The sequence below is a fragment of the Bradyrhizobium sp. CCBAU 45394 genome (assembly GCF_028128655.1).
In the GTDB taxonomy this organism is placed as follows: Bacteria; Pseudomonadota; Alphaproteobacteria; order Rhizobiales; family Xanthobacteraceae; genus Bradyrhizobium; species Bradyrhizobium diazoefficiens.
In genome coordinates this window covers 366,051-384,490 of the sequence record NZ_LBIX01000175.1, presented here as the reverse complement: position 1 = coordinate 384,490, position 18,440 = coordinate 366,051, and the positions used below count along the sequence as shown (strand labels likewise).

Below are 18,440 nucleotides of genomic sequence, written 5' to 3'. Positions count from 1 at the left end.
TATGGATTCCGGGCTCGCCCTCCGGGCGCCCCGGAAAGACGGTGGGGTTTGAATGACGGCCACCCGCGAAACCGCCAATTGACCTGCCGCGGGCGCCCTCCTAAAACTCCGCCGGAATTGAAGAATTTGGCCGGACCGCGGCATTCAGGGAGAACAACGATGCGTGACGTCTTTATCTGCGATGCCGTGCGGACCCCGATCGGCCGTTTCGGCGGCTCGCTCGCCAAGGTGCGTGCCGACGACCTCGCCGCCGCGCCGATCAAGGCGCTGATGGCCAAGCACCCCAATCTCGATTGGGCGCAGGTGGACGAGGTGTTCTTCGGCTGCGCCAACCAGGCCGGCGAGGACAACCGCAACGTCGCACGCATGGCGTTGCTGCTCGCAGGCCTCCCCGACTCGGTTCCCGGCCAGACCCTGAACCGCCTGTGCGCCTCCGGCCTCGATGCAGTCGGTGCCGCCGGCCGCGCCATCCGCTCCGGCGAGATCGAGCTCGCCATTGCCGGCGGCGTCGAATCCATGACCCGCGCGCCCTTCGTGATGGGCAAGGCGCAGGAGGCCTTCTCGCGCTCGGCCGAGATTTTCGACACCACCATCGGCTGGCGCTTCATCAATCCGCTGCTGAAGGCGCAGTACGGCGTCGATGCGATGCCGGAGACCGGCGAGAACGTCGCCGAGGAATTCCAGGTCTCGCGCGCCGACCAAGACGCCTTCGCCATCCGCTCGCAGCAGCGCGCAGGCGCCGCGATCGCGGCCGGCTATTTCGCCGAAGAAATCACGCCGATCAGCATTCCCGGCGGCAAGGCCGGTCCGATCACGGTGGACAAGGACGAGCATCCGCGTCCCGAGACCACGCTGGAAGGTCTCGCCAAGCTGAAGCCGATTGTGCGCAATCCCGGCACGGTCACCGCCGGCAACGCATCCGGCGTCAACGACGGCGCGGCTGCGATGATCCTGGCGTCCGAAGCTGCCGTGAAGAAGCATGGCCTGACGCCGCGCGCCCGCATCCTCGGCCTCGCCTCGGCCGGCGTGCCGCCGCGCATCATGGGCATTGGACCCGTGCCTGCGACCCGCAAGCTGATGGAGCGGCTCGGCAAGAAGATCAGCGATTTCGACCTGATCGAGCTCAACGAGGCCTTCGCCTCGCAGGGCATCGCCTGCATGCGCCAACTCGGTGTTGCCGACGATGCCGACTTCGTCAATCCGCATGGCGGCGCCATCGCGCTCGGACATCCCCTCGGCATGAGCGGCGCGCGCCTGGCGCTCACCGCCGTGCACGGCATGGAGAAGCGCGGCGGCAAGCTCGCGCTCGCCACCATGTGCGTCGGCGTCGGCCAGGGCGTTGCCGTGGCGATCGAGAAGCTGAACTGACGGGACGCTGCGCGTCCCGTCATCCCGGAGCCGCTCGTTAGAGCGGAATCCGGGATCTCGAGATTCCGGGTTCAGCCCTGTGGGGCTGCCCCGGAATGACGGGCGACCGGGAGGCAAGCATGATCATCGAACGTGAGCAGGACGTCACGGCCGCGGTACTGGCGGTGATGGAGCGGACGTCCGATCCGCGGCTTCGCCAGATCATGGTCTCACTGGTCAAGCACCTGCACGCCTTCGTCCGCGATGTTCGCCTGACCGAGGCGGAATTCCGTGACGCGACCGCGATCGTGGCCGAGCTCGGCAAGCTGACCACCGATACGCATAACGAAGTCGTGCTGATGGCCGGCTCGCTCGGCGTCTCGCCGCTGGTGTGCCTGCTCAACAATGGCGATCAGGGCAATACGGAAACCGACCAATCGCTGCTCGGACCGTTCTGGCGGTTGAACTCGCCGCGGGTCGAGAACGGCGGATCGATCGTTCGCTCCGAGACCCCGGGTGCGCCGCTGTTCGTCAGCGGCCGCGTCGTGGACAAGGATGGCCGTCCCGTCACTGGGGCGGAGGTCGATGTCTGGCATGCCTCGCCGGTCGGTCTCTACGAGAACCAGGACCCCGAGCAAGCGGACATGAACCTGCGCGGCAAGTTCACGACCGACCAGGACGGGCGCTTCGCCTTCCGTTCGGTGATGATGGTTGGCTATCCCATTCCGACCAGTGGTGTGGTCGGCCGCCTGCTGAAGGCGCAGAGCCGGCATCCCTATCGTCCCGCGCATCTGCACGCGCTGATCTTCAAGCCCGGATTCAAGGTGCTGATCTCGCAGGTCTACGACCCCGCCGATCCGCATATCGACAGCGACGTGCAGTTCGGGGTGACGCAGGCGCTGATCGGCAAGTTCCTGCGCCACGATACGCCGCATCCGACCGCGCGCGACGTCGCGACGCCCTGGTATTCGCTCGACCACACCTACCGGCTCGAGGCCGGCGAGGCCGTGCTGCCACGTCCGCCGATCAAATAGGGCGCGGCTGTGCCATGTGCCGGCGCAGAGAGGCCGCCAAACCCGCTTCCCCCAATTAGTTATATCCTATAATGATTGGCGGAAGTGTTGACCGGCCGGACCAAAATGGCCGGGGGAGGAGTTCGCCAATGACATTCATCTATCCCGTCGATAGCAACAAGGCGCATCCGCTGCCGCTGTCGCCCGAGTACAAGAGCTCGATCAAGCGCGCACCGAACAAGCCCTTGATCCCGATGCGCCACACGCTGTCGGAATTGACCGGCCCGGTCTACGGCCACGAGACCGTGCGCGAGGGCGACAACGATCTCACCATACAGCATACCGGCGAGCCGATCGGCGAGCGCATCATCGTGCACGGCCACGTGCTCGACGAGGACGGTCGCGGCGTGCCGAACTCGCTGGTCGAGATCTGGCAGGCCAATTCCTGCGGCCGCTACGTCCATGTCCGCGACCAGCATCCGGCGCCGCTGGATCCGAACTTCACCGGCGCAGGCCGCACCCAGAGCGATGCCTCCGGCTACTACCGCTTCGTCACCATCAAGCCCGGCGCCTATCCGTGGGGCAATCACCACAACGCCTGGCGTCCCGCGCACATCCATCTCTCGGTGTTCGGCCATTCCTTCGTCACGCGCCTGGTGACGCAGATGTACTTCCCGGCCGATCCGCTGTTCCCGTTCGATCCGATCTTCAATTCGGTGCCGGACGAGAAGGCGCGCGCGCGGATGGTCTCGTCGTTCGATCTCGAGAACACCCAGCCCGAATGGGCGCTGTGCTACCGCTTTGACATCGTGCTGCGCGGCAAGAACGCCACGCCCATGGAGAACCACTAACGTGCAGGATTCTGTGAAGCCCGAGGGGATCACCCCATCGCAGACCGTCGGTCCGTTCTTCAAATACGGCCTGACGCCGACCGGCGACTACGCCTGGAATGACGCGTTCACCAACTCGACGCTGACGCCCGACGTCACGGGCGATCGTGTCCGCATCGAGGGTCGCGTGCTCGACGGTGACGGCGTCGCCGTGCCCGATGCCATGCTGGAGATCTGGCAGGCGGATGCTCAAGGCCGCTTCTCCGATCCGCAGGACAAGCGCGCGCTGCCGAACGCCAGCTTCCGCGGTTTCGCCCGCTGCGGCACCGACAAGGACGGCAATTACGCCTTCGACACCGTCAAGCCGGGCGCGGTGCCCGATCCCGACGGCAAGCCGCAGGCGCCGCATATCCTCCTTGCGGTGTTCGGCCGCGGCATGCTGCGGCATCTCTACACCCGGATCTATTTCAGCGACGAGGCCGGCAATGCCGCCGACCCCGTGCTGGCGCTGGTGCCCGCTGAGCGCCGCGCCACGCTGATCGCGACGCGCGAGGCGGGGAAGGCGGTCTATCGCCTCGACCTGCGTTTGCAGGGCGACAACGAGACGGTGTTCTTCGACGTGTGAGGCGGCACGCGTGGCGGCGATATCGACGGCCGGCACGCGTTTCTCATCCAGCGCAACCGAGTCGGCTGCTGCTCCGCATCGGGCCTGAGTCGTTTCTCTTCGCGCCGTGAGTCGGTCTCGCTGCCTGAAAACCGACCGTTCGACATCCAATTCCCGTAATTTTCCGGTCTCCGCGGAATACAATTTCCGCGCGAAGCAATCCCGTGTTTACCGCAATCGTTTAGGGTCCGTTCGGATTTCGACCAGCGGCATTGGATTGTTCCATGAAATTTCGTCTCTCGCTTTCTTCTGCGGTCATTGCATTCGGGATCGTTCTCGCCATCGGCTTCACGGCGGTCGTTTCCACCAGCCTCTACGCCCTGCGCGAGCTCAAGGTCGGCGGTCCGCTCTATTCCGACATCAAGCTGGGCAACGACCTCATCGCGGACATCCTGCCGCCGCCGGAATATGTCATCGAGGCCTATCTCGAAGCGACCCTCGCCATGCGCGAGCCGGATCAGCTGGCGGCCCATGGCGAGCGCCTGGTCCAGCTCCGCAAGGATTACGACGAGCGCAAGGCATTCTGGATCGCCTCCAGCCTCTCGGCCGATCTGAAGAACGCGCTGGTGTCGAAGTCCGATGCCGAGGTGCAGAAGTTCTGGAAAGTCCTGTCCGATCAGCTCCTGCCGGCCCTCAAGGCCAAGAACAGCGCCGCTGCCGAAGGCGCCTACGCGCAGCTCAAGGACGCCTACACGGCCCACCGCGCCGTCATCGACAGCATCGTCGAGAGCGCCAACAAGCAGAACGCCGACATGGAGAAGCTGGCCGCGGAGCGCGACAGCACCATGCTCTATATCCTCCTCGGCGTCTCCGCCGCCGTCCTGGCCTTCGTTGCCGCAGGCCTGCTTGGCGTTGCCCTCGGCGTGGTGCGCCCGATCGTGCGCATGACGGATACGATGCAAAGGCTCGCGACCGGCGATCTCGCCGCCGACATTCCATTTGCACACCGCCGGGACGAGGTCGGCTCGATGGCGGGCGCGCTTGTGGTGTTCAAGCAGGCGGCGGCCGAGAATTCGCGGCTGCGCGAGGAGCAGTTGCAGAAGGAGCGGGAGGCCGCGCTCGCCAAGCGCGGCGCCCTGCACCAGATGGCCGAAACCGTCGAGCGCGAGACCGGGCGCTCGGTCGACACCGCGAGCGCGGCGAGCCAGGGCGTCGAGCGGGCCGTCTCCAGCCTGTCCGAGATCGCGCGATCGCTGTCCTCGGAGTCGCAGGCGGTGGCCGCGGCCTCCACCCAGGCCCTCGGCAGTTCCCAGACCGTTTCGGCCGCGGCCGAAGAACTGAGTGTTTCGATCCGCGAGATCGCGGGCCAGGTCGCGCGGACCAGCACGGTCACCAGATCGGCCGTTGCCGGCCGTGAGCAGGCGCGTTCGACCATTCAGGCGCTGGCGGGATCGGTGAAAAAGATTGCCGAGGTCTCCGACCTCATCGGCGGCATCGCCGGCCAGACCAACCTGCTGGCGCTCAACGCCACGATCGAGGCGGCGCGCGCCGGCGAGGCCGGCCGCGGCTTCGCGGTGGTGGCCGCCGAAGTGAAATCCCTGTCCGACCAGACCGCCAAGTCCACCGAGGAGATCGGGCGGCTGATCGCCGAGATCCAGGCCTCGACGCAGGCCGCGGTCGATGCCGTCGAGACCATGGGGGGCCACATCGTCGAGATCGACGGTGTGGCGACCTCGGTTGCTGCCGCGATGGAACAGCAGGACGCCGCGACGCGGGAGATCGCGCGGTCGATTTCCGAATCGGCGTCCGCCGCGAAGGAGGTCTCGGCCAAGATCAGCAATGTCAGCCGCGACGCTGCCTCCGTGAACGAGCGCGCCGCGGAGGTCAGGCAGGCGATCGCCGGCATGGCGTCCAATCTCGAACAGCTGCGGTCGGTCGTGGTCCGGACTGTGCGCGACTCGACCGCCGCGGCTTGAGCCCGGCATCGCGTCGGCCGCTGGTGCCCGGGGGCGTGATCGTGCAGTATGGCGCGGGACAGGGGCATCGTGGCTATGACATCTCCACAATTGCCGGCGGTCGTTGAGCCCGCCCAACTGACGGCGGCGCTGCGCAGGGGCGGCGTGCTTGACGCCGGCGCGGTGCGCGAGGTGAAGGTGCTCCATCAGCGCGACACCCTCGTGTCACAGATCGTCAGGCTCGGGCTGCGCTATGTCGGCGAGTCCGCTGGCGCCCCGCAGTCGCTGATCCTCAAGACTCCCAATTCCGCTTTCGCCGAGAGCCTCGCCAATGGCGGCCGGCGCGAGGTGGACTTCTACACGCAGCTTGCGCCGAAGATGCCGCCGGGACTGGTGCCGCGCTGCTTTGACGGGCATTTCGACGAGGACGGCCCCACCTGGCTCCTGCTGCTCGAGGACCTTACCGACAGCCATGAGATCGCAACGAAGTGGCCGCTGCCGCCGTCGCGTGAGCAGGCGATGGCGATCGTCACGACACTGGCGCGCTGGCATGCGGCATGGTGGGACCATCCCGGTCTTGGCGACACCGTCGGCACCTGGGCGAGCGCCGAGGACCGCGCGCAGCACATGGAAACCTTCGCCGGCCATTACGACCGCTTCGCCGATCTGCTCGGTGATCGCCTCGGCGAAGAGCGCCGCACCCTCTATCGCCGCCTGATCGAGCACTCGGCTCGGCTATCCCAGCGCTATCATTCGCGGCGTCACATCAGCATTGCCCATGGCGATGCCCATATCTGGAATTTCATGCTGCCGCGCCCCGGCGTCGCGGATACCGTGCGCATCTTCGATTTCGATCAGTGGCGCATCAACGTGCCGACGAGTGACCTTGCCTACATGATGGCGATGCAATGGTACCCGGACCGCAGGCAGGCGCTCGAACGGCCGCTGCTCAATCGCTATCACGAGACGCTGGTCGCCAACGGCGTCAGCGGCTACACGCGCGGCGCGCTCGATCAGGACTATCGTCTGTCGGTGCTCTGGCAGATCACGCGGCCGGTCTGGCAGTGGAGCATCAACATCCCGCCGCTGATCTGGTGGAACAATCTGGAGCGGGTGATGATGGCGGTCGAGGATCTGGGGTGTGAGGAGTTGTTGGGGTAGGCGACGCTACATACTTGCTGTCGTCCTGGCGAAAGCCAGGACCATTACCCCAGGGCGAGGTTGTGGCGCGAAGCTGGTAATCACGAGTCTTCGCCAAACTCCTCCCTGGGGTAATGGGTCCTGGATCTGCGCTTCGCTTGTCCAGGACGACGGCGGAGCTTGTGACGCCCCTCCCCTTACTCCATCACCGCATGTTCCGGCCCCGCGGCCTGCCTGCGCAGCGTGGCCTTGGTCGAGCCGATCAACAGGGCGAGCGGGATGGTGCAGAGGATGAAGACCATCACCAGCATATAGTCGTGCGCGAAGGCGATGATCTGCGCCTGCACGCTGACCATCCTGTCGGCCATGGCGCGGCCCGCGTCGGTGGATAGGTTGATCATGCCGCTGACGCTGGGCATCTGGAGCGCGTGGTTGAACGGGTTGACGTGCTCGGACAGGATCGCATAGGTCCGCCGCGTGCCCTGCGTCAGCTGGGCGATGACGACGGAAATGCCGACCGAGCTCGCGACGTTGCGCATCAGGGTCAGCATCGCGGTGCCGTCGGTGCGCAGCTCGTTCGACAGCGTCAGGAACGCAACGGTCGAGAGCGGCACGAAGACCAGGCCGAAGCCAAAGCCCTGGATGACGCTGACGGTCACGATCTCCGGCACCTGGGTCAGGTCGGTCCAGCCGGTCATTTGATACAGCGAGCCCGCGGTCAGCGTCAGGCCGGAGATGATCAGCGTGCGTGCCTCGAAATAACGCATCATGCGGCCGACCAGCATCATGGCGAAGAAGGTGCCGAAGCCGCGGCTCGCCAGCAGCAGGCCGGCGGTGATGATGGGGTAGCCGATCACGTTCTGCATGTAGGGCGAGGCCAGCGCCATGGTCGAGAACAGCACGAGCCCCATCACGACCATGAACATGCAGCCGGTGACGAAATTGCGATCCTGGAACAGCGCGAAGCGGATGAACGGCGTCGAGGTCGTGAAGGAGTGCGCGACGAAGAAGTAGAACGCGACGGCGGAGACGATGAACTCCGCGACGATCTCATTGGATTCGAGCCAGCCCAATTGCTCGCCGCGGTCGAGCGCGAGCTGAAGCGAGCCGATCGCGACCGCCAGCGCAGCGAAGCCGAACCAGTCGAATTTGAGGCTGATGTCCTTCCTGGTCTCGTCCATGAAGATGATCAGCCCGAGCACGGTGATGGCGCCGAACGGCAGATTGACGAAGAACACCCAGTGCCAGGAATAGGTCTCGGTGAGCCATGCCCCTAGCGAGGGACCCATGATCGGGCCCATCATCACGCCCATGCCCCAGATCGACATCGCCTTGGCGCGTTCCTGGAGCGTGTAATAGTCGAGCATCACCGACTGCGACAGCGGCACCAGCGCCGCGCCGAACACGCCTTGCAGCAGGCGGAACAGCACCATCTGGTTGATGTCCTGCGCGAGGCCGCACAGCACCGACGCCATGGTGAAGCCGGCGGAGCAGATGATGAAGATGCGCTTGCGGCCGAAGCGGTTGGCGATCCAGCCCACCGGCGCCGTCATGATCGCGGCGGCGACGATGTAGGAGGTCAGGACCCAGTTGATCTGGTCCTGCGAGGCCGACAGCGTGCCCTGCATGTAGGGCAGGGCGACATTGGCGATGGTGGTGTCCAGCGCCTGCATGATGGTCGCGGTCATGGCGCAGATCGTCACCATGTTCCGGCGCAGACCGGGGACCATCAGGCTGGCATTGGGGCCGGACATCGGATCAGTCCTTGTCCTGGCCCGCGGTCGCCGACAGGCCGAACAGGCCGGCGAGCGAGCGCCGATGGCCGGTGTCGATGGTGGCGTAGACGCTCATGCCGGCCTTCAGCTTCCGCACGTATTTGTCGGTCTCGTCGAAATAGATGCGGATCGGCACGCGCTGCACCACCTTGACGAAATTGCCGGTGGCGTTCTGCGGCGGCAGGATCGCGAACTGCGCGCCGGTACCGGGCGAGAGCGAGCCGATCTTGCCCTTGAACACGTGGTTCGGGAACGCGTCGACCTCGAGGGTAACAGGCTGGCCTTCGGTGACGTAGGTGAGGTCGCTTTCCTTCGGATTGGCGTCGACCCAGGGATGGGCGACGTCGATGATGGAGAACACCGGCGTGCCGGCCGTGACGTAGCGGCCGAGCTGAATCTGCTCGACCTGCGTCGCGACGCCGCCCATCGGCGCGCGCACCACGGCGTGATCGAGATTGCGCTCGGCGTTGTCGAGCTTGGACTTGGCCTGCGCGTAGGGTGGGAATTTCTCCAGCGGCAGGTCGGTATCGCCGAGCAGTTGCGTCTTGGCCGCCGAGATCTGCTGCTTGACGTATTGCGCGATCGAGCCTGATGTGACCAGCGCGTTCGCCGCGTTGTCGAGGTCGAGCTGCGAGCCGTAGCTGTTCTTGACCAGCGCCTGCTTGCGCTCGACGTCGCGCTGCTTGAGGTCGACGCCCTGCTGGGCGAGGCTCAGCATGTCGCCGTAGATCTTGATGTTGGCGCGGAGATTGTCGTAGGTCGACTGCGCCTGCGCGAGCTGCGCCCTGGCCTCGTCCACCGCGAGGCGGAACGGCACGGGATCGATCTCGAACAGCTCATCGCCCTGCTTGACGAGCTGACCTTCCCTCACGACGACCTTCTCGATCTTGCCGGAGATGTCGGGCGTCACCAGCACCTTCTGCGCGCCGACATAGGCGTCATCGGTACCGACATAGCGGCCGCCATTCAGATAGAAGGTCAAGCCGCCAATGGCGACGACGATCGGCAGCACGACCATCAGCAGGAAGCGGCGATAGCGCCGCAGGCCTGCGGCGATGCGGCGGCGGGGATCGGTGCCGGCTTTCTTGGTGGGCTTGCCGCTGTCGATCTTCTGCTCGGGCTGGAACTTGATGACTTGATCAGCCATAGCGCTGCTCCTTACGTGCTTGTTCCGCTCCGGATGTCTGGATCGCGGTACGCACGTTTTCCTTGATTGCTTCGAGTTGGGTGAGGAGGCGATGGGCATCCGCCGGATTGATACCGTCGAGCGCGTTGGCCGTGATTTCGGACCTGAGCCCGCTCATCTTGCCGAGCAATTGCCGGCCGGCCTTCCTCAGGTAGAGGCGCTTGACGCGCCGGTCCGAGGCGTCGCTGCGGCGCTCGATCCAGTCATTGTCGCAGAGCTTGTCGATCAGGCGCGTCAGCGTGATCGGCTGCACCTCGAGGAGCTCGGCGAGCTCCGACTGCTTCATGCCCTCGCTACGCTCGACCTTGGCCAGCACCGCCCATTGCGCGCGGGTGATGCCGAAGCGCGACGCCTCCTTGTCGGCATAGACGCGCAGCAGGCGATAGAGCTCGGCGAGCGTAAACAGGAAGTTCTGGTCCACGGGCCCGCGGCTCATGAGCTTGGTCTCCTATAAGCTTGAGATACTATAAGCAAGCTTATGATTTTTTCATGGCGGGTTAACGGGACGCTGTCCCGCTGCAAGAGCATGGCTGACCGCCGTTCGCCGGTCGTGCTTTGGGTTCCCTCGCCGAAATGCTAGAAGGCAGGCCAAATGACCCTCGCAAAGCCGGCATTCCCCGCGCCCGACCACGATCACGGCCGCTGCACTGCGGACGCGCTGGCGCATGCCGAGGAGGTTTGCGAGCAGCGCGCGCAGAAATTCACGCCGATTCGCCGCCAGGTGCTCGGGGCGCTGCTCTCCAGCCACCGCCCGCTCGGGGCCTACGAGGTGATCGACGAACTCGCCAAGTCGATGCCGCGGCCGGCGCCGATCACGATCTACCGTGCTCTCGATTTCTTGATGGCCAACGGCCTCGTGCACCGCATCGAAAGTCGCAACGCCTATCTCGCCTGCGCCGCCCACGACCACGATGCGACCTCCGCGGTGGCGTTCCTGATCTGCGAGCGCTGCGGTCTGGTCGGCGAGATCCCGTCGGCGTCCTTCGCAAAGGATATCAACGCCGCCGCGCGCAGCTCAGGTTTTGCCCCCAAATTGTCCGTGGTGGAGATCACGGGCATCTGCACCCATTGTCAGAAAACTGCATAAAGCAACAACGGCGCAAAGCCGATATCGGGAAGAAATGTCCTCACCTCAAGCCATTCCGTCCGCCGGTCGCCCCCTCAGTGCCGGCGCCATCGCCCTGATGCTGATGCTGTGCCTGACCTGGGGGTTCAACCAGATCGCGGTGAAGCTGGTGCTGCCAGACATCCCGCCGATGCTCCAGGCGATGATCCGCTCGATGGGCGCGCTGCCGGTACTCTTCATCATCGGCACGCTGCGCGGCGTCAAATTCTTCGAGAAGGACGGCACGTGGAAGCCCGGCCTGATCGCCGGGCTGATGTTCGGCATCGAGTTCGTGCTGATCTTCCAGGGCCTGCGCCTCACGCCGGCGTCCCGGGCCGTGGTGTTTCTTTACACCGCACCGTTCTTCGTCGCGCTCGGCTCTTACCAGGTGCTCGGCGAACGGCTCGGCGGCACGCAATGGCTGGGGCTCGCGGTGAGCTTTGCCGGCGTCGCGCTCGCGATCGGCGTGCCGCAGCCGGATGTCGACGCCAAGGTGCTGCTCGGCGACCTCATGATCGTCGGCGGTGCCGCGCTGTGGGCGGCCACCACGCTGGTTGCCAAGGGCACGCGGCTGCGCTTCGCCGCGCCGGAGAAGGCGCTGGGCTACCAGGTTGCGACCTCGATCCCGATCCTGGGCCTGGCGGCCTGGTTGTTCGGCGAATCCATCACCCACACCCCGGCGCCGCTGTCCCTCGCCCTGATGGCCTTCCAGGCGATCTGGGTGGTGGGAACCACGTTCACGCTTTGGTTCGCGCTGGTGAAGGCCTATTCGGCCAGCAAATTGTCCGCTTTTACCTTCATCACCCCTTTGTTTGGCGTGGTGGGTAGCTATTTCATCATGCACGACACCTTGAGCCTGACATTCGGGGCCGCCGCGGTCCTTGTAATTGCTGGGCTTTTTCTGGTTAACCGTCCCAGCCAAACGGCTGCGGCGCCGCGCGATGCATTGCTGAACGTCACCAAAACCTGATATTTGGACCCCATGAACAAGCTCGAAAACACCATCGATTCAGACATCGCGGGCCCCGCGCCCCGGCACCGGACCACCCAGGTCAAGGTCGGAGACGTCGCCGTTGGCGGCGGTGCGCCGATCGTCGTGCAGTCGATGACCAACACCGACACCGCCGATATCGACGGCACCATCGCCCAGGTTGCAGCGCTCGCGCGCGCTGGCTCCGAAATGGTCCGCATCACCGTGGATCGCGAGGAGGCCGCGGCCGCCGTCCCGCACATCCGTGACGGCCTCGCCAAGCGCGGCATCACCACGCCCCTGATCGGCGACTTCCATTATATCGGCCACAAGCTGCTCGCAGCCTATCCGGCCTGCGCCGAGGCGCTCGCCAAGTACCGCATCAATCCCGGCAATGTCGGCTTCAAGGACAAGCGCGACACCCAGTTCGCCGATATCATCGAGATCGCGAACAAGAACAGCAAGCCGGTCCGCATCGGCGCCAATTGGGGTTCGCTCGACCAGGAGCTGCTGACCAAGCTGATGGACGAGAACGCCGCGTCCGCCAATCCGCGCGACGTGCGCGCGGTGACGCGCGAGGCCATGGTGCAGTCGGCACTGCTCTCGGCCGCGCGCGCCGAAGAGCTCGGCATGCCCAAGGACCGCATCATCCTCTCCGCAAAGGTCTCGGCGGTGCAGGATCTGATCGCGGTCTACCAGGATCTCGCATCGCGCTCCGACTACGCCATCCATCTCGGTCTCACCGAGGCCGGCATGGGCTCGAAGGGCATCGTCGCCTCCTCGGCCGCGCTCGGCATCCTGCTGCAGCAGGGCATCGGCGACACCATCCGCATCTCGCTGACGCCGGAGCCCGGCGGCGACCGCACCCGTGAGGTGCAGGTCGGCCAGGAGCTCCTGCAGACCATGGGCTTCCGCACCTTCGTGCCGCTGGTCGCGGCCTGCCCCGGCTGCGGCCGCACCACCTCGACCACGTTCCAGGAGCTGGCGCGCTCGATCCAGGATTTCATCCGCGACGAGATGCCGGCCTGGAAGACGAAATATCCGGGTGTGGAAGAGCTCAACGTCGCGGTGATGGGCTGCATCGTCAACGGCCCCGGCGAATCCAAGCACGCCAATATCGGCATCTCCTTGCCCGGCACCGGCGAAGCGCCGGCCGCGCCCGTCTTCGTCGACGGCAAGAAGTTCCGCACGCTGCGCGGCCCGACCATCTCCGCCGACTTCAAGGCGCTGGTGATCGACTACATCGACCAGCGCTACGGCCAGGGCGCCAAGGTACCGGTGACCGCGGCGGAGTAGTCGTTCCCAAACATTGGAATCGTGAGGCGGGTTCGCGAAGCGTAAGCCGCCTTATTTTTTGCGCGGGTCGTAGCCCAGATTGCGCTTCGCTCCATCCGCGCTACGATGTCTCCAATCAAAATGATCGGGAGACACGCCATGAGCTCACTCGCCGGCAAGCAGGGTCCGCGCTATCGCCACATGGCCGAGGACGGCGCGCCTTACGAAACCATCGCGGTCGAAAAGCTCACACCGATCATCGGCGCGGAAATCTCCGGCGTCGACATCGGCAGGCTCGTCTCCGATGACGTTCGTTCCAATCAACAGATGGACGAGATCCATCGCGCGCTCGCGGAAAATCTCGTCATCTTTTTCCGCGACCAGCACATCTCGCCACAACAGCATCTCGCCTTCGGCCGCAAGTTCGGCGAGCTGCATTTTCATCCCGCCGCACCCCACGAGGACGAAGACCCGGCACTGATGAAGATCTATGCCGACAAGAACTCGCCGCGCGCCAACGGCGAGGGCTGGCACTCCGACGTGTCCTGCGACCTCGAGCCGCCAATGGGCTCGATCCTCTACATCAAGCAGTGCCCGCCCCGCGGCGGCGACACGCTGTTCGCCAACATGTATGCGGCCTATGAGGCGCTGTCGGATCGCATGAAGGCCTATCTCGACGGCCTGACCGCACTGCATGACGGCGAGCCGATCTATCGCGGCCTCTATGCCAACTATGGCGTCGCCGATCGTCCATCCTATCCGAACGCGGAGCATCCGGTGCTGCGCACGCACCCGGTCACGGCTAAGAAGGCGCTCTACGTCAACCGCGGCTTCACTCGCCACATCAACGGCGTCCCGCGCGACGAGAGCGACGCGATGCTCGCCTATCTCTACCAGCACGCCGAGAACCCGCTGTTCCAGTGCCGCTTCCGCTGGACCGAGAACGCCATCGCCTTCTGGGACAACCGCTGCACCCAGCACCGTGCGATGTGGGACTACTGGCCGCACACGCGCTCGGGGACACGGGTGACGGTGAAGGGGGAGCGGCCGGTTTAGGCATGGCTGCCGTAGGGTGAAAATGGCGCGTCAGCGCCGTGCCCGCCATCTCGCTGTGCATGCAACAGGACGGTGGGCACGACGCGCGAAGAGCGCGCCTTTGCCCACCCTACGAAACCGTTCTTGCGTTGACGTCGTCTCACGTCCGCGCCAATCTTCCCAAAAACAAATCGGGAGGATTTTCCATGCTCCGCGCAGAGGACAATAAATTCCTGACCGAGTCCGGCCCCGGGACGGGCATGGGCGAGCTGCTGCGCCGCTTCTGGATTCCTGTGCTCCTGTCGAAGGAGCTTCCTGAAGCCGATGGCGAGCCGAAGAAGATCGTCGTGCTCGGCGAGGAGCTGCTCGCCTTCCGCGATTCGCGCGGCGTCGTCGGTGTCATCGATCAATACTGCCCGCATCGCGGCGCCAATCTCTGGCTCGGGCGCAATGAGGAATGCGGCATCCGCTGCGTCTATCACGGCTGGAAGTTCGACACGGACGGTCGCTGCGTGGACATGCCGACCTCCTATCCCGATCTCAACGCCAAGGATCTCATCCGCATCAAGTCTTATCCGGTGCGCGAATGGGGCGAGATGATCTGGGCCTATATGGGCCCGGCGGACGTCATGCCCGAGCTCCCCGATCTCGAAATGGCGATGCTGCCGGCCTCGCATCGTTACGTCAGCAAGAAATGGCAGGACTGCAACTGGGTGCAGGCGCTGGAGGGCTCGATCGACACCGCGCATTTCACCTTTGCGCATCTCTCCTTCGACAAGGAGGAGAACGAGATCCTCGACATCAAGAAGCATTTTGTGAATCCGATCGCGCGGATGTCGAGCGACCATATGCGCTGGATCGCCGAGGACCCGCGGCCAGTGATCAAGATCGCCCCGCACGACGCCGGCCTCTCCATTGCCGGTGGCCGGCTCACCGGCACCGACAACATCTATTGGCGGATCGCGCAGTTCCTGATGCCGTTCCACGCCTACGCACCGAGCGCGATGCCGGGTGAGAACATCTTTGGCCAGACCTTCGTGCCTGTAGCCGACACCAATTGCTGGATCTACACCTATGCCTGGAATCCTGAGCGTCCGCTGACGCAAGCCGAACGCGACGCGTTTGATCGTGGCAACGGCGTGATCGCGGAGGTTGACGATCATTACGTGCCACTGCGCCACAAGGGCAACGATTACATGATCGACCGCAAGCTCCAGAGGACGAGGAGCTACACCGGCATCAAGGGCGTCTCCGAGCAGGACGCCGCCGTGCAGGACAGCCAGGGCCCGATCGCCGACCGCACCCGCGAGCATCTCGGCCCGACCGATCTCGGCATCATGCATTTCCGGAAAGTCGTGATGGATCTGGCGCGCGCGCTTCAGCAGGGCGTGCCGCCGCCGCAGGCCGCACACCAGGATCGCTACGCGGTGCGCTCCGGCGCCTGCGTCACCAGCAAGGCCAAGGACCTGCCCGCGGTGATGCTGGAACGTTTTGGCGATGTCGCGGGCTTCGTCGGCCGTCCCAAGGTCGCAGCAGCGGAGTAGCGCTTGGGCCAATTGCGCAGCATCATCGCCGGATTGGTCGCGTCGACCCTGCTGTCGTCGCTTGCCCCTGTCGAGCGCGGACATGCCGCTGCCGCGCGAACAATGACGAAGCCGCCGGCGTCACCGGCCAAATGCCAGATGCCGAAATTCCGGATCGTCGTGGATGTCGGGCACACCCCGGACTCCTATGGCGCGCTGAGCGCGCGCAATGATACGGAATTCGGCTTCAACTTCCGGCTCGGAAAGCTGATTACGGCGAAACTCAGGGACCAAGGCTTTGCCGCAACCCGCCTGCTCGTGACGGACGGCAAGGCGCGGCCGAGCCTGTTCAAGCGCGTCAGCGCCGCGAATGACGGCCGGGCCGATCTCCTGCTGTCGATCCATCACGACTCAGTGCCGGACAAGCTGCTCGAGGCCTGGGAATTCGACGGTGCAATGAGTTATTTCAGCGATCGGTTTTCGGGCCATTCGCTGTTCGTATCCGAACGCAATTCGCACTTCGCCACCAGCCTGTTGCTGGCCCGGATGATCGGCCGGCAGTTGAAAGAGCAGGGCCTGCACTATGCCAGCCAATACACCTTGCCGGTGATGGGGCGCTACCGGCGCCAGTTGCTGGACAGGGATTTCGGCGTCTACCGCTATGACGGTCTCGTCGTGCTGTCGCGAACGAACAGCGCCGCGGTGCTGCTCGAAGCCGGCTCGATCATCAACCGCGACGAGGAGATGGTGATGAACTCGCCGGAGCGGCAGGAGATGATCGCGGGAGCCGTCGCGGCGGCGATGGGGGAGTTTTGCGACAGGCGGTAGTGCTGACATCGGGCGTCGCGATGCTCACCGTCGTCGTCCTGGCGAAAGCCAGGACCCATTACCCCAAGGAGAGGTCGCGGAGCCATGCTGGCAACCGCGAGTCTTCGTCAAACTGCTCCCTGTGGTAATGGGTCCTGGATCTTCGCTCGCTCTGCTCGCTTGTCCAGGACGACGCAAGGAGATTGACGTCGCGCAGCCAACCCGTATCGCTGTCCGACAGCGCACTACAGCGGCACGCCCCGATACTCCCGGTTCGCCAGACTCGCTTCCTCCAGATCCAGATCCCGCTCGATCCGGCGCCGCGTCTCGTCGGTGATCTGGCCGTCGCGCAGGAGGTTGTGGATGAATTTTCGTTCGGCGGCGATCAGCTCGCGGGTCAGCGCGGTGCCGGCGGCGGAGACGTCGTGATGGGTGGGATCGAGTGAATCAGGGAGCTGGTTGACGCGGATCTCGTGGCGGGCGCGCAGCAGCCGCATCACCTCGTCCGACACCTCCTTCGCCTCGGTCAGCGCATCGAGCGACTTCAGCGCAGCGTCGAGTGCCTGGCGGCGTGCCGCGATCTCGGCCTCATGCTCGGCGACATGCTCGTTGCGGCCGGCTTCGGCGACGCCGAGCCAGCGCACCACCGGCGGCAGCGTCAGTCCGACGCCGATCAGCGTGACGAAGATGACGCCGAAGGCGACGAACAGGATCAGGTCGCGATACGGAAAGGCATTGCCATCAGGCAGCGTGAACGGCAGCGCCAGCGCCGCCGCCAGCGACACCGCGCCGCGCACGCCGGTGAAGGCGAGCACGAACGGCCATTGCCATGGCGGCGACGGGTCGCGCTTGCGCAGCGATTTGGAGAGGATCCGCGGCAGATAGGTCGCGGGATAGAGCCAGGCGAAACGCGCGGTCACAATGATCGTCAGCACGACGGCGGTCGCGATGAGAATGTCGTCGAGCGGGAACGCCTTCGATTTCTCGTAGAGCGCGCGCATTTGGAAGCCGGTGAGCAGGAACAGCAGGCCCTCGATCAGGTAAATGATGAGGTCCCAGAAGAAGATGCCTTGCAGGCGCGTCGCCGAGGAGATCAGCAGCGGGCCGTTCCAGCTCACATAGAGGCCGCAGGCGACGGTGGCGATCACGCCGGAGCCGCCGACATGCTCGGGCAGCCAGTAGGAGACGTAAGGCGTGATCAGCGACAGCGTCAGCTCGACCTGCTGATCTTTCGCCCATCTGCGGAAGCGCAGGGAAAGCCAGCCGACGCCGATGCCGAAGGCGATCTCTCCGGCGATAATGAGGACAAACTCGCCGGCCGCCATCGGAAGCGATAGATGGCCGACCATGATGGCGGCGAGCGCGAAGCGGTAGAGGATCAGCGCGGTGGCGTCATTCGCGAGCCCTTCGCCTTCGAGTATGACCAGGAGGCGGCGCGGTATGTTGAGCCGTCGCGCGATCGCGAGCGGCGCCACCACGTCGGGCGGCGCGACGATGGCCCCGAGCAGGAAACCGATGGCCCATGGCAGGCCGATCAAATAGTGCGTGGCGGCCGCCACCATCGCCGCGGTGAAGATCACCGCGCCGACCGCGAGCAGCACGATCGGGCGCAGATTGTTCCGGAACTCCCGCCAGCTCATGGCGACGCTCGCCGAGTAGATCAGCGGCGGCAGCACCATCAGCAGCACCAGCTCCGGCGGCAGTTCCACCGGCGGCATGCCCGGCACGAAGGCGAGGCCGACGCCGGACAGCATCAGCAAGATCGCAGGCGCGATGTTGAAACGGCGGGCGACGAGCGCGGTGCCCGCCAGCACCGCGAGCAGGATGAGGAAGGTCTGGAATTTCGCTGCGATCATGGCCTGTCTTCGCCCGGAA

16 protein-coding genes are annotated in these 18,440 nt (G+C 65.2%); 12 read left to right on the top strand and 4 right to left on the bottom strand.

The genetic code is table 11. The annotated features are described in order from the left end of the window. Nucleotides 1-159: 159 nt before the first annotated feature. The 6 genes from pcaF (at nt 160) to WN73_RS37015 (ending at nt 6,910) form a co-directional block, all read left to right on the top strand. Nucleotides 160-1,368: a 3-oxoadipyl-CoA thiolase gene (pcaF, locus tag WN73_RS37040; protein ID WP_028172612.1), complete on the top strand. Its 1,209-nt coding sequence runs from the start codon at nt 160-162 to the stop codon at nt 1,366-1,368. Nucleotides 1,369-1,487: 119 nt separating this feature from the next. Then, nucleotides 1,488-2,381 (top strand): dioxygenase family protein, encoded by an 894-nt coding sequence (locus WN73_RS37035; protein ID WP_271557193.1) that lies wholly within the window; start codon nt 1,488-1,490, stop codon nt 2,379-2,381. Nucleotides 2,382-2,509: 128 nt separating this feature from the next. Beyond that, nucleotides 2,510-3,211 carry a protocatechuate 3,4-dioxygenase subunit beta gene (gene pcaH, locus WN73_RS37030; protein WP_271557191.1) on the top strand — a complete coding sequence of 234 codons (702 nt, stop codon included), beginning with the start codon at nt 2,510-2,512 and terminating at the stop codon, nt 3,209-3,211. 1 nt (nt 3,212) lies between these two features. Next, nucleotides 3,213-3,815 carry a protocatechuate 3,4-dioxygenase subunit alpha gene (pcaG, locus tag WN73_RS37025; protein WP_271557189.1) on the top strand — a complete coding sequence of 201 codons (603 nt, stop codon included), beginning with the start codon at nt 3,213-3,215 and terminating at the stop codon, nt 3,813-3,815. Nucleotides 3,816-4,078: 263 nt separating this feature from the next. After that, entirely contained in the window at nt 4,079-5,770 is a 1,692-nt protein-coding gene (locus tag WN73_RS37020) for a methyl-accepting chemotaxis protein (RefSeq protein WP_028172616.1), read from the top strand. Between the two features lie 48 nt (nt 5,771-5,818). After that, nucleotides 5,819-6,910 carry a phosphotransferase gene (locus WN73_RS37015; RefSeq protein ID WP_271557186.1) on the top strand — a complete coding sequence of 364 codons (1,092 nt, stop codon included), beginning with the start codon at nt 5,819-5,821 and terminating at the stop codon, nt 6,908-6,910. A 176-nt stretch (nt 6,911-7,086) separates the two neighbouring features. On the opposite strand, the gene WN73_RS37010 is transcribed toward WN73_RS37015, so the two are convergent. Genes WN73_RS37010 through WN73_RS37000 form a run of 3 tightly spaced genes read right to left on the bottom strand, consistent with a single transcriptional unit; the run spans nt 7,087 to nt 10,286 of the window. Next, on the bottom strand, nt 7,087-8,643 hold the full coding sequence (locus tag WN73_RS37010) for an MDR family MFS transporter (RefSeq protein ID WP_011083753.1): 1,557 nt from the start codon (nt 8,641-8,643) through the stop codon (nt 7,087-7,089). 4 nt (nt 8,644-8,647) lie between these two features. After that, complete coding sequence (locus WN73_RS37005; RefSeq protein WP_271557182.1) at nt 8,648-9,811, bottom strand: HlyD family secretion protein; 1,164 nt, start codon at nt 9,809-9,811, stop codon at nt 8,648-8,650. Further along, entirely contained in the window at nt 9,804-10,286 is a 483-nt protein-coding gene (locus tag WN73_RS37000; RefSeq protein WP_011083755.1) for a MarR family winged helix-turn-helix transcriptional regulator, read from the bottom strand. Before WN73_RS37000 ends, WN73_RS37005 begins: the two co-directional genes overlap by 8 nt. A 156-nt stretch (nt 10,287-10,442) precedes the next feature. Here WN73_RS37000 and WN73_RS36995 point away from each other — a divergent pair, with 156 nt between their 5' ends. The 6 genes from WN73_RS36995 (at nt 10,443) to WN73_RS36970 (ending at nt 16,586) form a co-directional block, all read left to right on the top strand. Beyond that, a complete protein-coding gene (locus WN73_RS36995) occupies nt 10,443-10,937 on the top strand; it encodes a Fur family transcriptional regulator (RefSeq protein WP_011083756.1) in 495 nt (164 codons plus the stop codon). A gap of 34 nt (nt 10,938-10,971) precedes the next feature. Then, nucleotides 10,972-11,925 (top strand): DMT family transporter, encoded by a 954-nt coding sequence (locus WN73_RS36990; RefSeq protein WP_011083757.1) that lies wholly within the window; start codon nt 10,972-10,974, stop codon nt 11,923-11,925. Nucleotides 11,926-11,937: 12 nt separating this feature from the next. After that, nucleotides 11,938-13,221, top strand: a complete 1,284-nt coding sequence (ispG, locus tag WN73_RS36985; protein ID WP_027542165.1) for a flavodoxin-dependent (E)-4-hydroxy-3-methylbut-2-enyl-diphosphate synthase — start codon at nt 11,938-11,940, stop codon at nt 13,219-13,221. Between the two features lie 138 nt (nt 13,222-13,359). Further along, complete coding sequence (locus tag WN73_RS36980) at nt 13,360-14,256, top strand: TauD/TfdA dioxygenase family protein (RefSeq protein WP_271557177.1); 897 nt, start codon at nt 13,360-13,362, stop codon at nt 14,254-14,256. 185 nt (nt 14,257-14,441) lie between these two features. Continuing rightward, a complete protein-coding gene (locus tag WN73_RS36975) occupies nt 14,442-15,779 on the top strand; it encodes a Rieske 2Fe-2S domain-containing protein (protein WP_271557175.1) in 1,338 nt (445 codons plus the stop codon). Nucleotides 15,780-15,782: 3 nt separating this feature from the next. Beyond that, entirely contained in the window at nt 15,783-16,586 is an 804-nt protein-coding gene (locus WN73_RS36970; protein ID WP_271557173.1) for an N-acetylmuramoyl-L-alanine amidase, read from the top strand. A gap of 224 nt (nt 16,587-16,810) precedes the next feature. Here the strand turns inward: WN73_RS36970 and WN73_RS36965 are convergent, their stop codons facing one another. Further along, a complete protein-coding gene (locus tag WN73_RS36965) occupies nt 16,811-18,421 on the bottom strand; it encodes a Na+/H+ antiporter (RefSeq protein WP_074076494.1) in 1,611 nt (536 codons plus the stop codon). Nucleotides 18,422-18,440 lie beyond the last annotated feature (19 nt).

Coding starts and splice junctions, on each gene's coding strand:
- WN73_RS37020 (WP_028172616.1), top strand. CDS start 4,079: ATGAAATTTCGTCTCTCGCTTTCTTCTGCGGTCATTGCATTCGGGATC.
- WN73_RS37005 (WP_271557182.1), bottom strand. CDS start 9,811: ATGGCTGATCAAGTCATCAAGTTCCAGCCCGAGCAGAAGATCGACAGC.
- WN73_RS36965 (WP_074076494.1), bottom strand. CDS start 18,421: ATGATCGCAGCGAAATTCCAGACCTTCCTCATCCTGCTCGCGGTGCTG.
- WN73_RS37015 (WP_271557186.1), top strand. CDS start 5,819: ATGGCGCGGGACAGGGGCATCGTGGCTATGACATCTCCACAATTGCCG.
- ispG (WP_027542165.1), top strand. CDS start 11,938: ATGAACAAGCTCGAAAACACCATCGATTCAGACATCGCGGGCCCCGCG.
- pcaF (WP_028172612.1), top strand. CDS start 160: ATGCGTGACGTCTTTATCTGCGATGCCGTGCGGACCCCGATCGGCCGT.
- WN73_RS37010 (WP_011083753.1), bottom strand. CDS start 8,643: ATGTCCGGCCCCAATGCCAGCCTGATGGTCCCCGGTCTGCGCCGGAAC.
- WN73_RS37035 (WP_271557193.1), top strand. CDS start 1,488: ATGATCATCGAACGTGAGCAGGACGTCACGGCCGCGGTACTGGCGGTG.
- pcaH (WP_271557191.1), top strand. CDS start 2,510: ATGACATTCATCTATCCCGTCGATAGCAACAAGGCGCATCCGCTGCCG.
- WN73_RS36980 (WP_271557177.1), top strand. CDS start 13,360: ATGAGCTCACTCGCCGGCAAGCAGGGTCCGCGCTATCGCCACATGGCC.
- WN73_RS37000 (WP_011083755.1), bottom strand. CDS start 10,286: ATGAGCCGCGGGCCCGTGGACCAGAACTTCCTGTTTACGCTCGCCGAG.
- WN73_RS36995 (WP_011083756.1), top strand. CDS start 10,443: ATGACCCTCGCAAAGCCGGCATTCCCCGCGCCCGACCACGATCACGGC.
- WN73_RS36975 (WP_271557175.1), top strand. CDS start 14,442: ATGCTCCGCGCAGAGGACAATAAATTCCTGACCGAGTCCGGCCCCGGG.
- WN73_RS36990 (WP_011083757.1), top strand. CDS start 10,972: ATGTCCTCACCTCAAGCCATTCCGTCCGCCGGTCGCCCCCTCAGTGCC.